This window comes from Vibrio sp. 1F279 (genome assembly GCF_041439815.1).
GTDB classification, from domain to species: Bacteria; Pseudomonadota; Gammaproteobacteria; order Enterobacterales; family Vibrionaceae; genus Vibrio; species Vibrio tasmaniensis_A.
This window is the reverse complement of record NZ_JBGOOU010000029.1, coordinates 59,398-75,524: the sequence shown is the minus strand read 5'-3', so window position 1 is coordinate 75,524 and position 16,127 is coordinate 59,398. Positions and strand designations below refer to the sequence as shown.

Sequence of the window (16,127 nt, the reverse complement as noted above, 5' to 3'; positions counted from 1 at the left end):
AAGGCATGCAAAATCAAACGCTGAGCATTACGGAACCAACGGTTGCAGATTTAGCCGCTGGTGTTGTCACGACAGGTACTGCCGATGTCATGCCAAACCAAAGTGCCGACGGGGCAACGATTACCCAGTTTACTTACGATAACAACGTGTACACGTTAGTTCAGGGGACAACCGGAGAGCAGGTTTTCCCTGTTGCTGAAGGTAAACTGTATATCACTCTGGAAGGTGATGTCCGTTTCGAACCTAATCGCAACCTCAATCATTCAGGGGGCGATATTGTTAAGACTATTACGGTCATGTCTGAAGATAAAGATGGTGACGAAGTCACGTCGACCGTTACGCTTACCATTTCAGATGGTGCTCCACCTGTTATTGATAACATACCACCAGTCGCCTTGGCTGAAGCAAACTTGCTTGATGGCACCTCTCCGAGCATAACGGTCACTCAAACCGGAACAATGACGTTTACATCTGGTAGTGATGATGTGAACCACTTCCGTATTGATACTGCGCAGTTCAACACAACTGGGGACCTAAAATCGGATGGTCTGGTTGTTAAGCTAAAAGAAGATCCTCTAAACAGCGACAATTATATTGGCTTCGTAGAAAACGGTGGTGTCCAAACGGACATTTTCACCATCACTTTTGATAGTTTGGTGCTTGGTCAATATACCTTCACATTGTTAGAAGAGTTAGATCACCTGCCTGTGCAAGGTAATAACGTTCAAATCTTCACCTTGCCAGTTATTGCGGTCGACCAAGACAATACGGATTCAGTAATTAAGCCTCTTACGGTGACTATTACTGATGATGTACCAGTCATTACGGATACAACAGTCGCGAGTACGTTTGTTGTTGATGAAGATGATTTAGGCTCTGTTGTGGCTCAAGCGACAGGCTCGTTTGTGACCACAGAAGGTGCAGACCAAGTAGAGGTTTACGAACTGCGTAACGTAGCCACTCTAGAAACTACTCTGACATCAGGCAATGAAGCGATTTCGATCACTGAGGTCACTGGGGCTGCGAACACAACTACCTACCAAGGTGCGACCACAAGCGGGACTCCGATTTTTACTCTTGCACTGGGTACCGATGGGTCATACACATTCACTTTACTTGGCCCTCTAAATCACGCTACTGGATCAAATGACCTAACCATACCATTTAATGTTGTGGCGGTAGACGGTGATGGCGATGACTCCAACCAGTATCAACTACCAATTCAAGTCATTGATGATGTTCCAGTAATGACGCCGCCGACGGGCGAAACGGTTGTCGATGAAGACGACCTTTCAGGCATAGGCTCGGATCAATCTGAAGACACCATTATCAATGGACTGTTCACCGTCGATGAAGGTGCCGATGGCGTTGTGAAGTATGAATTGGTTGATGAAGATTTAGTCTTGACCGGTTTAACCTCCGATGGAGAAAGCTTAGAGTGGCTAGCTGTTTCACAAAACGGCACAACATTCACCTATGTTGCTCAAACTGTAACCAGCAATGAAGCCGTGTTTGAGATTGTTTTCGATACCTCTGATAACAGTTATCAGTTTGAATTGTTTAAACCACTGAAGCACCCTGACGGTGCAAACGAGAACGCGATAGATCTTGATTTCTCAATCGTTGCTGAAGATTTTGATCAAGACCAATCGAATGCGATTGATCTCAAAATAACAGTCACTGATGATATTCCATTAGTGACAACACAATCGATTACTCGTGTTGAAGGTCAGGGTTATCGCGGCTCTATAGTCGATATGTTTGCTGATTCTACAGATGTCGGTGCCGATGGCGCGGAACTGAGCAAAATTGAAGCATTTGACGGAAGTGGAATTGTTTTCCGTTCAGGGAACAGTGGGTCTTACAGTAGTGACTTCGATTTAAATAGTGGTACTCAAGAGGTACGAGTATATGAGCAGATCAATGGCGCTGTTGATCCTCGAGAGCTGGGTCGACTGAAAATAAACTCAAATGGTGAGATTGAGTTTAGAGCCAATAATTACTTAGAGCATGTTGGTGATGAAATTAATTTCTCTATTAATGTAACAGCGAAGGATGGCGATTCAGATACGTCATCGACACCCTTGGACATCACTATTACGGATAGGAATTCGTCGAAGATCGCGCTGACAGTGACCACCTTTGAGGATGCGGGTAGAGACTCAACAATACCATATGCTGCAGGTGATGCTCCGATTCTTGAAAATATACAAGACAACCAAAGCGGTTTACCTAATGCACCAGCTCAAGTTGCGCTTCAGGTTAACCTGAATGACAGGGATAACAGCGAGTCTATCGGTCAACTGATTATAAAAAACAGTAACCATAGAGGCACGTTCTATTACTTTGAGGGTGGTGAGTATCACAAGTTAACGCCTGAAACTAACGGTCAAATATTATTTGGACCGCCTCAAATGCAACAAAGCTTTGCATTAAACCCGAGTGAAGTCAGACAAACTATTGCGACTATCGATAACCTGTTCTTTGTCCCTGACCAAAACTATGGTTCAGATAGTAATGGTGTTGAGATCCGCTATCAATTGGAGATCGATAATGGAGGCACTCTTGACCACAAAGTAAACTCAAGCTTCAAAATCGAGATTGAAGCGGTAGCGGATATTGCTACTTGGGATGATGGTAATAGCACTTATCAGTATCAAGTCAACGAAGATGAAGACAATGTCACACTACAGCTGAATGCAGAATCACAAGATAACACTCAAACTGAAACGATCACCTATGAGTTAGAAGTTATCGAAGGCGACGGGAAGTTTGAGCTTCTTGATAAAGACGGCAATGTGCTTACTCTGACGGCGGATGGTGTATATAAAATAGCAGCAGAAGACATTAACACCACCGTGGTTAACCCTATTGATAATTTCTCGGGTCAGATTAAATTCAAAGCAACAGCGGTTACAGAAGAAACACTGAATCCTTATGAAGATACTGCCAACGGCGGAGCAAATGATAAAACTGAGGCCCGTTCTGTAGAGCAAAGCATCATTATTGATGTCACCGCTGACGCGGATGCTGGAAAGTTCAGTGTTAATCGTATTCAGATTAACGAAGACAATATAGATGATCCTGATTACATAGGTCCGCTAGCTAACAAAGATGCATTCACGCTAGACGAAGTCATTACCATGACAGGGTCGGTCGATACGGATGGCTCTGAAGAACTGTTTGTTCGTATCAGCAATATTACAGAAGGCGCAGTGCTTTACTTTGTAGGTACAACCACGGTAGTTCCTATTGTCAGTGGTACCAATTACCACGAAATAGCGTATTCCGATTTGGCTAATGTTGAGGTGGTTCCAACTAAACACAGCAATGTGGATTTCACTTTTGATGTTACAGGTGTAGTGAAGGACACTGCAAACCTGTCAACCAACCCACAACAAGTCGATGTAGAAATACTCGGTACTAAAACGGTTAACGTTGAAGTGAAAGGGGTTGCTGACACACCTTATGGTGGGACGAATGGTACCGATTGGACCGCAATTACAGATGGTACTGCAAGCGGCGTTCAAACGACGATTCAAGAGAGTCAAAACGGCGACAGCTTTGCTCTGCTTGACTTTACGGTATTGTCGGGTGAGAGAAAGCCTGATACAGGCACTACACCATTACCGGACGATGGTTCCGAATCAATAACGGTCATCTTATCGGGTATTCCTGATGGTGTTATCATCGAGGATGGTGACGGTACGGTTATTGATCTTAACTTTGTGGGTTACGAAACCGGACCTGGCGGTAGCCCTGATTTATCAAAACCTATCTATGAAGCTAATATTACGGAGGCGGGTACAACGTCAGGTATTCGTATTCGACCTGTCGACTCTTCGACCGAGAATATCCACATTCAAGGCAAAGTGATCGTAACGGAAAACGACGGTCACACACTTTCTTTTGATCAAGAAATTCGAGTGTTGGTTGAGCCTATCATCGATACCTCAGCAACCTACAATAACGTCACAAACGGGAACGAAGATACTGCTATCAACATCGATTGGCATCCTGAAGGCGTTGACTATATCGACTCTGATGAGCATTTCACTTCAATTAAGATTTCAGGTATTCCAGCGGGTGTTACACCTACCGTAAATGGTGATGTGACTGTTGTGAATGATGGTGCGGGTACGTTAACAATTACCCCTAAAGACGCGAGTCAAACGCCGGAACAATTTACCCAAATTGCACTAGCGAATAACTTTATTCAAATGACTCCGCCAACGGACTCTAGCGTTGATTTCACATTGACGACAGAGGTAGACGTTGAGGAGCGTGATCACGAATATGTGGACTCTTCTAACCCAGGTGAGGGTATTGCGACTGCGACGGTTAAAGGTACGATCAATGTTATCGTAAGACCCGTTGTTGAGACTCATGATGGCATCGATAATCAGCTTATCGTCGACGACGTGGCTGGAACTGGTTCTTTGGGTACGGTGAGCGCCGATCCTTTGACTGGTGTACTCAAGTTTACAACCAACAGCGACAATCCATCCGCCACGGATGAGTTTGTTATTCGATATCAAGAAACCGATGCATCGTCTGCTATTGAGGAAGTTGACCAACTGGTTATTCAATTAACGAATAATGACCCGAATAAGACTCCATTGTCAGATGACGTATTGAATCAATTACTCGTTATTGGCGCGGCTTATGAAGGCGATGGTCGTTGGGTTGTGACCAATGAGGACTTGTTTAGCATAAGTGCTCCTAATGGTCTTGGTTTCCCTCCTATTTCTAATCTTCCAGACGTATTCAATGACATCAAGATGACTATCTTTAGTACGGTGGTTGATCGCGGTGATGGTGTTGAGGTTGAGTCATCTCCTGCCGTTATTCGGGAAGGCGAAGTGACATTATCATTTCCAGAAGTACTTGTTGGGGGAGGCGAGGTTGCAGCTAACATTACAATGGATGCTAATAGTGTTGTCGACGCTATCGAAGACACGCAACTTGATTTAGGTGCAGCACTAAATGGTGTGATCACTTTCTCTGGAGAAGATGCTTCGGTAGACCAAGTGACCATTATCATTGATGACTCCGTGACCATTAACCCAGGAGGCACTTTCCCAATTAGTTTAGCGGGAAGCAGTGAAGTCGATTTTGTTAATGGAAAATATGTATTTGAGACAACCGTTGAACAGGGCGTTCCAACTGATTTCTCAGGGCTGTTACTTAACTTGCCTGCCGATTACTCGGGTGACTTTAGATTACCTCTAACCATAGTGACCAAAGATACGCTCTCTGGTGATGAGAAAACGTTAGTTACCGACGTCGTCATCAAAGTCGCGCCAGATGCGGAGACGGACCCTACGATCGAGGTGAATGTCGTGGGCTCTCTTGATGATGCCTTTAATCCTGTTGATAACGACAGTCAGGCTGGACAAGATCCGGTGGGTTACGAAGACACCTACATTCAACTCGACTTCAATTCGACTATTTCGGATCAGGTATCAGGCGTCGAAGGGGGGCAAGAGGCGTTTACATCCATTACTTTGACGTTGGATGACCCTTCAATAGGGGCATTCTATGACAATACGGGTACCTCACTTGGTACCTCAGTCACGTTTAATCAAGCTGAAATCGCGGCGGGGGCGCTCGATAATGTCCTCTTTAGGGCGATAGAAAACTACCCAACTGGAAATGATATTAACCAAGTGCAGATTAATGTAAGTGGTACAGTTACAGATACCGCAACCTACAATGATTCTGCTTTTCCGGTAGGCACTGCAACCGACTCCGATACCTTCAATACAAGTGTTCGTTTTGATGTTGTTCCGGTTGTTGATGATGTACATGTCTCTGGACCGGGTAGTGATCCTGATGTAATCGAGATTACCGGCAACGAAGACCAGCTTATTTCCTTGTCAGGTACAGGACCTGTATCGATTGCACTGACTGACCTTGATGGATCAGAACAGTTTGTATCGATTAAGTTCACCGATGTACCTGATGGCTTCCAGATGCGTGTAGATGCTGGTTCTGCTTACACTGTGAAAAACAACGGTGGCGGTGAGTGGAGTGTTCAATTGCCTCAAGCTTCTGGACTTTCATTCGACTTAAGTGAAATTTCGATTTTACCGCCTAAAAACTTCAGTGGTACTGCTGAGTTTGGTGTTGAAGTGTTCACTCAAGAGTCGCTACTTGGCGTACCGACTGCGGCTGCAAACTTACCAAGCTTCAAACTGCATGTGGTGCCTGTTGGTGACGATGTTGATACCAATCCTACGGACTCTGTAACAGGCAACGAAGGGCAGAATATTGATATCGAAATCAATGCGACTATTTTAGATAAAGAGTTGTCGGCCACAGGAAGCGGAACGTATACCGAAAATGCACCCGAAACCCTTCGAGTCGAAGTGGCAGGTGTTCCTCAAGATGCTTCTATCTACTACCCTGACGGAACCACTATAGGTAGCTATGATCCAGCGACGCAACTCTGGACACTAAACGTTCCAGCTCAGTCGTTAGATAAGATCGTATTTAACTCTGGCGAACATAATAGTGATACAGGTAATGCTTTGGGTATTAATGGTCCACTGCAGATTACCGTTCGTTCTGTGGATACAGATGCTGATAACACGGAGCATTTAGGCACACCAACGAGTTTCAATGTTGATTTAGTGATTGATCCTATCAACGATCAACCGACCTTTGTCAATGTGACTAACCTTGAAACGACAGAAGACTCTACTGGTGTGGCAATCAACAACTTTAGTATCTACGATATCGACGCAAACTTTGATAATCCAGATGCACCGTATGTACTGACGCTAAAAGTTGACCAAACACTGCCGGGTGCACAGGGCGAGTTTGTACTCCCAAGCACTCAATCCAATGGTGTGACATTTGTATTGCAGGCTGATGGCTCACTTGTCATGACAGGTAAAGAAGCTGACATCAATGCAGCGCTAACTAATGGCGAGGTTACGTTCAAACCGGACCCGGATCAGAACTATCTCAATCAGGGTGGGTTAGTGACCATTAATGCTACGATCGATGACGGTGGTAATAACGGTTTGATTGATGCGGGTGATCCGAATACCGCTCAAACGAATCAAACTACCTTCACTATTAAAGTGACGGAATATAATGATGCTCCGATAGCGGCCAATGTTGATTTGGGCTCGATTCCGGAAGATGGCCAAATCGTGATTGTTGAGGGTGACTTGATTACGGCAAGCTCTGATATCGAAAATCATAACCTTACCGTAACAGATATCAGCCTTACTCAAAATCAAGGTCAAGGTCAGCTTCAGAGGTTTGAGAACATTGCTGGGGCGGATGACAATTCGATTAATGGCCCATACTGGGTGTTCACGGCAGCTGATGATTATAATGGAGACGTCAAATTCAATTACTCCATTATCGATGATGGTACAACCGACGGTTCGCCGGACTTCAAAGTGGGCAGTGCGGAAATCAGCCTTGTAGTTACAGAAGTTAACGACCAACCAGTGGCAACCGATATTGATTTGGGCACCATGCTTGAAGAAGGTCAGCTAATCATCAAAGCTGAAGACCTGATTACAGCGACGACAGACCCTGAGGGGCATGCCATTACGGTAACTAAGGTCGAAATCGATCAAGGTCAGGGGCAAATTCAGAAGTTTGAGAACGTTGGTGGGGCGGATGACAATTCGATTAATGGCCCATACTGGGTATTCACGGCAGCTGATGATTACAATGGCGATGTTACATTCACCTATACAGTAGAAGATAACGGTACAACCAATGGCTCAAATGATTTCTTAACGGATACCGCGGAAATCAGCGTTGTGGTACAAGGTGTTAACGATACACCTGTTGTTAATGGTGACAATGTCACTGATTTTATTGATGAAGAATCGGGTCAGCTGCTGAGTGGCATCAATGTCAGTGATCCTGATTATGTTGATTCATTTTCTAATGACTTGATGACGGTCACTTTGACGGTGGATTACGGAACGTTAAATGTGTCGCTGCCTGCCGTGACAACTGTGATGGTGAATGGCAACAACACAGGTTCGGTTATCTTAGTAGGTACGTTGAGCGACCTAAATGCATTGATTGACACACCGACTAGCCCTGCGGGTGTTTATCTGGATGCGAGCCTGTCTCCAACCAATAGCATTGGCTTGGAAGTCATCGCGAAAGATAGCGGAAACCCTTCTGGTATCGTCATTGAAACCACGCCAGTTATCTATGATATAGCAGTGACTCCTGTGGCGAATGCGCCGACCTTGTCGATTGAGACTGCGTCTAACTACGTCAGAAATATCACCGCTAACCAGTCAGTAAGCGCTAGCGGCGTTCCTTTGGTTGGTATTATTGCTGCCTTGACCGATATTACGGAAGAGCTAACGCTACGTATCAGTGATGTGCCTGTTGGTGCTCAAATTACGAGTGATGTGGGTTCAGTGACTGATGTCGGTGGTGGAGTTTGGATTGCCACGGCGGATGCGATTGACACTGTGAAAGTGGTCGGGCTTTCTGATACGCCGGGAAGCTACACACTCAAAGTGGAGGCGGTTTCAGAAGAGCTAGATAACAGCGATACTGCAACATCGGCTTCGATAGATCTCAACTTGAACATTGTGTCTAACGGGGTTGATATCGATTTAGCTACAGAAACCGACGATGTTCAGTTATTGGCAGGGGCTGGCAATATCGACCTGACAGCGGGATCTGGAAATGATCGTCTGGAAGGTGGTTCGGGTGACGATACGTTAGTTGGCGGTGATGGTAACGACACTCTCATCGGTGGAGGCGGTTCCGATATTCTGACTGGTGGCGACGGTATGGATTCGTTTGTATGGTTCAACATCGAAGATGGTGTCGAAGATACGATTACCGACTTTAGCCTATCTGAAGGAGACCAACTCGATCTAAGAGAAGTGTTACCTGAGCTGAAAAGTGCCTCACCAGATATAACAACACTGCTGCAACACATTGATGCGAAGGTTGACGGGGATGATATTGAACTTACGATTAACCCTGATGGCTTAGGCACTACAGAACAAGTGATTGTGGTTGAAGATCTTGCGCCTCAGCTGACGTTAAATGGCACCATGCCTTCTGATATTCTGGATGCGCTAGTGCAACAAAATGTCATGACTCACGGTTAACGCTCAATTGATAAGCGCTAGTGATTAGAAGTGAATAACTAAACCATAACGAAATAGGCCAGCAATGCTGGCCTATTTTTTATTAAATCTTGCTGAATGAGTCCGATAAACCAATAGCCTCGATAAAACAATAGCCTCGATAAAACAACAAAAAGCCCATGCTGTCGGGGGAAAGCATGGGCATTATTTTATGTGTTATATCAGCTAAGCGAATAGTGTTCTTTCTCTATACTATTTGAGAATCGCTCCATCATTTAGCTTTTTTGCAGGGTTTTTGGCCGCATTAACCAGTAGGATACCAACGGTTAGTACCATCGAACCACATAGTAGGAACAACAAGCGTCCTGTTGGTTCGTTTGGAATCAGAGCCATTGCTAGGATACCGAAACCTGCTGTGCTGATAAGCTTACCAAGCATTGAACGCTGTTTAGTATCTAGGTTTTGTTGCTCTTCACCTTCCGCTACTAATGGTGTGTTCCAGTTAGTGAATAGTTGGTCAACTTCTTTCTCACGTTCAGGCGATAGGCCTTTGTAGAAGCGAGAAGTTAGCATGAAGTAACCACCAGTAAACACTACGTGAGCAGCTAAGCTAAGACCTACTTTCAAGTCGCTCCATTCACGGCCAGTAAGCGCTGTTTCCATACCGAATAGGTGCTCGATGTCTTCTGCTTGAAGCGAGATACCGAAGATGTAAGAAACGAAACCACCAACCACGAGAGTAGACCAACCAGCCCAGTCAGGCGTCTTACGAATCCACATACCAAGTAGTACAGGGATAAGCATTGGGAAGCCAATTAACGCACCTACGTTCATTACGATATCGAACAAGCTCAAGTGACGTAGAGAGTTAATGAACAAGCCAATCGCGATGATGATAACACCCATCATAATAGTCGTTAGCTTACTTACAATAACCAGCTCTTTCTGAGTCGCATTTTGACGAAGAATCGGGCTGTAGAAGTTCATTACAAAGATACCAGCGTTACGGTTCAAACCTGAATCCATAGAAGACATCGTTGCAGCGAACATTGCTGACATAAGAAGACCAACCATACCTGCTGGCATTACGTTCTGTACGAATGCTAGGTAAGCAGCATCACCCGCTTTATCACCCATTGAAGCGTACTCTAATGCGAACTCAGGCATGAATGCACTTACGTACCATGGTGGTAGGAACCAAATTAGTGGACCAACAACCATAAGGATACATGCTAGGCCTGCCGCTTTACGTGCGTTTTCACTGTCTTTTGCACATAGGTAACGGTAAGCGTTGATGCTGTTGTTCATTACACCGAATTGCTTCACAAAGATGAACACAACCCAAAGTATGAAGATGCTCATGTAGTTTAGGTTGTTACCTAACATGAAGTCGCCGTCGAAGTTAGCAACGATGTTAGTTAAGCCACCACCGTGGAAGTAAGCCGCAACCGCACAAGTGATTGTCACGGCCATGATTACAAGCATTTGCATGAAGTCAGAAGCAACAACCGCCCAAGAGCCGCCTGTTACTGCCATCAATACTAGAACCATACCCGTTACCACAATGGTTGCTTCCATTGGGATGTTGAATACCGCTGCTACGAAGATAGCGAGACCATTCAGCCAGATACCCGCAGAGATAAGGCTGTCAGGCATACCTGCCCATGTGAAGAACTGTTCAGACGTTTTACCAAAGCGCTGACGAATAGCTTCGATCGCCGTTACCACACGAAGTTGGCGGAACTTTGGAGCGAAGTACATATAGTTCATGAAGTAGCCAAAAGCATTGGCTAAGAATAGGATTACAATAACGAAACCGTCATTGAACGCGCGTCCTGCGGCACCTGTAAACGTCCATGCTGAAAACTGTGTCATGAAGGCGGTTGCACCAACCATCCACCACAACATTTTGCCGCCCCCTCTGAAGTAATCACTAGTCGACGTGGTGAACTTACGGAACATCCAACCAATAGCGATTAAAAAGAAGAAGTAGGCGAGAACAACAAAAGTATCGATAGTCATCTTTTCAGCCTTTTAAATATCATAATTAACTGGGCTTAGATTAACGCGTTCAAAGGTTTATTTGTACTACAATATGTCTTTAGTATGATCTAGGTCGCATTGATTTTTTTTGGCTTGCTGTTTTTTTGTTTAACTGATTGTTTTTTATGGCTTTAGTTGGTTGTTTAATTTGTAAAAGGTTAAAGGCAAATAACCTTTTAATGGTTCATATGTATTACAATATAGGTGATGTGCTTATGAGAGTAGGTATGTATAGGATTTTAGTTATAACCGTAACAAATGTGCTACAAATTGGTGTGTTGTGCGACGACATTCACGTTAATTTGGACATCAATAATGAAAACTTTTTCACGGGTACATAAGTGTAGATTATTGTTTTCACTTTGCTATTTTCTGTTAGTCTGCGTAATAATCGGCAGATAACAAAAAGCCCCACCGAAGTGAGGCTTGATTACGAAATCTAAAATAGATTAAGCGTTAACGTGATCAACTGCGTCACGAACAAGCTTGCCTAGTTCGTCCCACTTACCTTCGTCGATAAGGTTAGTTGGAACCATCCAAGTACCGCCACATGCAAGTACAGAAGGGGTCGATAGGTATTCATCAACATTCTTCAAGCTTACGCCGCCAGTAGGCATGAATTTAACAGGATAAACAGCGGTTAGTGCTTTAAGCATACCAGTACCGCCAGAAGGCTCAGCAGGGAAGAACTTCAACGTGCGAAGGCCCATTTCCATTGCTTGCTCAACTAGGCTCGGGTTATTAACACCCGGTACAATAGCAACGCCTTTATCGATACAGTATTGAACAGTGCGCGGGTTGAAACCTGGGCTTACGATGAAATCAACGCCAGCTTCAATAGATGCGTCAACTTGCTCGTTAGTCAGTACAGTACCTGAACCGATTAGCATGTCAGGGAACTCTTTACGCATGATGCGAATCGCTTCGATTGCACATTCTGTACGTAGTGTGATTTCTGCACATGGCATGCCGTTTTCAACCAGTGCTTTGCCTAGGGGGATGGCATCTTCAGCACGGTTGATAGCGATTACAGGGATTACTTTTAGGTTTGCTAGTTGTTCATTTAATGTAGTCATGAATTCTTTCTCACGTTAATAATGGGTCTGCTTTCAACTAAGCAAACCCTTGATTAATAGTTAAAGTGCGCAATTATAGAGACAAATCAGGCGTCGCATCTACAGGAATGATAGCACCTGGATGCTGAATCACGGTCCCTGCCACAATGTGGCCTGCTAATGCTGCGTCACGCGCATTGCCACCGCTCAAGCGTTTAGCTAAGAAGCCTGCACTGAACGAGTCGCCAGCGGCTGTCGTATCAACAATGTTGTCTACTGGGTAGGGCGCAACGTACTGAGCGCTTTGGCTTTCAACCACTAGGCAGTCTTTCGCGCCACGCTTAATGATGATTTCTTTCACACCAGACTCAGACGTACGTGCAATACACTGTTCAATGCTTTCGTCGCCATACAGCTCTTGCTCGTCATCGAACGTAAGTAGCGCTGTATCGGTGTACTTAAGCATTTTCAAGTACCAAGAAATCGCTTCTTGTTGGCTTTCCCAAAGTTTTGGACGGTAGTTATTGTCGAAGAATACTTGGCCGCCTTGAGCTTTGAATTTGTCTAAGAAGTTGAATAGCTGCGTGCGTCCGTTCTCTGTCAAGATAGCAAGTGTAATACCGCTTAGGTAAACCGCGTCAAAAGAGAATAGCTTATCAAGTAGAGCAGGCGTGTCTTGCTGATCAAACATGAACTTCGCTGCAGCATCACTACGCCAATAGTGGAAGCTACGCTCACCAGTGTCATCGGTCTCGATGTAATAAAGCCCTGGTTGTTTGTGATCGAGCTGAGCCACTAAGCTTGTATCAATACCTTCAGCTTGCCACTTTTCTAGCATGTCAGTACTGAATGGGTCAGTGCCTAGCGCGGTTACATAGCTTGTTTGGATACCATGCTCTTTTGTTAAGCGTGACAGGTAAAGCGCCGTATTTAGTGTATCGCCACCAAAACTTTGCTTAAGCCCGTCTTGTTTCTTTTGTAGCTCAACCATGCACTCGCCAATGACCGCGATGTTTAATGATTTCATATGCTTACCTTAGCAACTGAGGTTGCGCTATTCATTATTTTAGGAAGTCTTCACGCGCAGGGTTGAAGATATCTAGAAGGATGCTGTCTTGCTCTAGTGCAACGGCGCCGTGCATCATGTGTTTACGAGCGAAGTAAGCGTCGCCTTCTTTAAGTACTCTCTTCTCGCCTTCAATCTCAGCTTCAAAGCTACCGCGAACAACATAACCGATTTGGTCATGAATTTCGTGTGTGTGAGGATGGCCAATCGCACCCTTATCAAAACAAAGGTGTACAGCCATTAGATCATCAGTATAAGCAACGATTTTACGCTTAATACCGCCGCCCAATTCTTCCCATGGATTTTCATCTAGCATAAAGAAAGAGTTCATTGTGTGTCTCCTAATCTGTTTAAATCTTTTAAGTGTTACTTAACTTGCATTCATAATAAGGGAATGAGATTAATTGTAATACAATATATCTAGAGTTGTGTGATATTGATCAAGCAATACTTTATATAGCGTAAATAAATCAATAACTTAGCAAATGCCTGGTGTTTGGTATTTACCATTTACATCAATGGCTTATGGTTAATTGTGTGATTCTGCTCATCATTCCATGACGAATAGGTATGATTAAAGTTCATATTGTATTACTTTATTTGGAGTTTGAAAATTTAATCAAAGTTTAAACCGATAAACTCTTTATTGAGGGTGACAAAGAATATGACGACTAAACCAGTATTGTTGACTGAAGCAGAAATAGAGCAACTTCACCTTGAAGTGGGCCGTTCGAGCTTAATGGGCAAAACCATTGCTGCGAACGCGAAAGACCTAGAGGCGTTCATGCGCTTACCTATTGATGTTCCTGGTCACGGAGAAGCGGGTGGTTACGAGCATAACCGCCATAAGCAAAATTACACGTACATGAACTTAGCTGGTCGCATGTTCTTGATCACTAAAGAGCAAAAGTACGCTGACTTCGTTACAGAATTACTAGAAGAATACGCAGACAAATATCTAACGTTTGATTACCACGTACAGAAAAATACCAACCCAACAGGCCGTTTGTTCCACCAAATCCTGAACGAACACTGCTGGTTAATGTTCTCAAGCTTAGCTTACTCTTGTATTGCTTCAACCCTGACACAAGAGCAACGTGACAACATTGAGTCTCGCATTTTCGAACCAATGCTAGAAATGTTTACGGTTAAATACGCACACGACTTCGACCGAATTCACAACCACGGTATTTGGGCAGTAGCTGCAGTCGGTATTTGTGGTCTTGCTTTAGGTAAGCGTGAGTACCTTGAAATGTCGGTTTACGGCATCGACCGCAACGATACGGGCGGTTTCCTAGCGCAAATTTCTCAATTGTTTGCACCTTCTGGTTACTACATGGAAGGTCCTTACTACCACCGTTACGCGATTCGCCCAACATGTGTTTTCGCTGAAGTCATTCACCGTCATATGCCTGAAGTTGATATTTACAACTACAAAGGCGGCGTGACTGGTAACACGGTACAAGCCATGCTTGCGACGGCTTATCCGAACGGTGAGTTCCCGGCTCTGAATGATGCTTCTCGTACAATGGGCATCACAGACATGGGTGTTCAGGTTGCAGTCAGTGTTTACAGTAAGCACTACTCTTCAGCTGAGGGTGTTGACCAAAACATTCTTGGTATGGCGAAGATTCAAGACGCAGTATGGATGCACCCATGTGGTCTTGAGTTATCTAAAGCATACGAAGCGGCTTCTGCTGAAAAAGAAATCGGCATGCCTTTCTGGCCAAGTGTTGAATTGAACGAAGGCCCTGAAGGTCACAACGGCGCGCAAGGTTTTATCCGCATGCAGGATAAGAAAGGCGACGTTTCTCAGTTAGTGATGAACTACGGCCAACACGGCATGGGACACGGCAACTTCGATACGCTGGGTATTTCTTTCTTCAACCGCGGTCAAGAAGTACTACGTGAATACGGCTTCTGCCGTTGGGTGAACGTTGAGCCAAAATTCGGCGGTCGTTACCTAGATGAAAACAAATCTTACGCACGTCAAACGATTGCTCATAATGCAGTAACCATTGATGAAAAATGTCAGAATAACTTTGACGTTGAGCGTGCAGACTCAGTACACGGCTTGCCTCACTTCTTTAAAGTAGAAGACGAGAAAATCAACGGCATGAGTGCATTTGCTAACGATCACTACCAAGGTTTTGACATGCAACGCAGCGTGTTCATGTTAAACCTTGAAGAGCTTGAATCTCCGTTATTGTTAGACCTATACCGTTTAGATTCTGAGAAGGGCGGCGAAGGTGAGCACCAATTTGATTACTCTCATCAATATGAAGGTCAAATAGTTCGCACTAACTTCGAATACCAAACGAACAAAGAGTTAAACACACTAGGCAGCGACTTCGGTTATCAACACTTATGGAACGTAGCAAGTGGTGAAGTGAAGGGCACAGCACTGGTAAGCTGGCTACAAAATAACACGTACTACACTTGGCTAGGCGCAACGTCTAACGACAATGCTGAAGTTGTCTTTACTCGCACTGGTGCTAACGATCCAAGCTTCAACCTACGTTCAGAGCCTGCATTCATTTTACGTAGCAAAGGCGAAACAACACTGTTCGCTTCTGTTCTAGAAACGCACGGTTACTTTAACGAAGAGTTCGAACAATCAGTAAATGCTCGCGGCGTTGTGAAAGACATCAAGGTTGTAGCGCATACAAACGTCGGTTCAGTCGTCGAAATCACCACAGAGAAGTCAAATGTGACAGTGATGATCAGCAACCAACTTGGCGCGACTGATAGCACTGAACACAAAGTAGAACTGAACGGTAAAGTATACAGCTGGACAGGCTTCTACTCAGTAGAAACAATTTTAAACCCAGAATTAGCAAGCACAGCAGAGCAGGGGAAATAATA

At 44.5% G+C, this 16,127-nt stretch carries 6 protein-coding genes; 2 read left to right on the top strand and 4 right to left on the bottom strand.

The window, feature by feature from the left end; translation table 11 throughout:
- Positions 1-9,119: cadherin-like domain-containing protein (locus ACED60_RS18950; protein ID WP_371728216.1), on the top strand; the 9,119-nt coding region annotated here is incomplete at its 5' end.
- Positions 9,120-9,350: 231 nt separating this feature from the next.
- Here ACED60_RS18950 and ACED60_RS18945 read toward each other — a convergent pair.
- From ACED60_RS18945 to ACED60_RS18930, 4 genes are all read right to left on the bottom strand, one after another.
- On the bottom strand, positions 9,351-11,120 hold the full coding sequence (locus ACED60_RS18945) for a sodium:solute symporter family protein (protein ID WP_009846515.1): 1,770 nt from the start codon (positions 11,118-11,120) through the stop codon (positions 9,351-9,353).
- Positions 11,121-11,590: 470 nt separating this feature from the next.
- Positions 11,591-12,217, bottom strand: coding sequence for a bifunctional 4-hydroxy-2-oxoglutarate aldolase/2-dehydro-3-deoxy-phosphogluconate aldolase (locus tag ACED60_RS18940; RefSeq protein WP_371728215.1), 627 nt, complete (start codon positions 12,215-12,217; stop codon positions 11,591-11,593).
- Positions 12,218-12,290: 73 nt separating this feature from the next.
- Positions 12,291-13,223 carry a sugar kinase gene (locus ACED60_RS18935; protein WP_371728214.1) on the bottom strand — a complete coding sequence of 311 codons (933 nt, stop codon included), beginning with the start codon at positions 13,221-13,223 and terminating at the stop codon, positions 12,291-12,293.
- Between the two features lie 34 nt (positions 13,224-13,257).
- On the bottom strand, positions 13,258-13,593 hold the full coding sequence (locus ACED60_RS18930) for a cupin domain-containing protein (RefSeq protein WP_010438329.1): 336 nt from the start codon (positions 13,591-13,593) through the stop codon (positions 13,258-13,260).
- Between the two features lie 333 nt (positions 13,594-13,926).
- Between ACED60_RS18930 and ACED60_RS18925 the strand changes: the two genes are divergently transcribed.
- Positions 13,927-16,125: a heparinase II/III family protein gene (locus ACED60_RS18925; RefSeq protein WP_371728213.1), complete on the top strand. Its 2,199-nt coding sequence runs from the start codon at positions 13,927-13,929 to the stop codon at positions 16,123-16,125.
- Positions 16,126-16,127: the final 2 nt, after the last annotated feature.

Bases quoted from the DNA above. Each gene is read 5' to 3' on its own strand.
- ACED60_RS18945 (WP_009846515.1), bottom strand. From the start codon at position 11,120: ATGACTATCGATACTTTTGTTGTTCTCGCCTACTTCTTCTTTTTAATC.
- ACED60_RS18935 (WP_371728214.1), bottom strand. From the start codon at position 13,223: ATGAAATCATTAAACATCGCGGTCATTGGCGAGTGCATGGTTGAGCTA.
- ACED60_RS18940 (WP_371728215.1), bottom strand. From the start codon at position 12,217: ATGACTACATTAAATGAACAACTAGCAAACCTAAAAGTAATCCCTGTA.
- ACED60_RS18930 (WP_010438329.1), bottom strand. From the start codon at position 13,593: ATGAACTCTTTCTTTATGCTAGATGAAAATCCATGGGAAGAATTGGGC.
- ACED60_RS18925 (WP_371728213.1), top strand. From the start codon at position 13,927: ATGACGACTAAACCAGTATTGTTGACTGAAGCAGAAATAGAGCAACTT.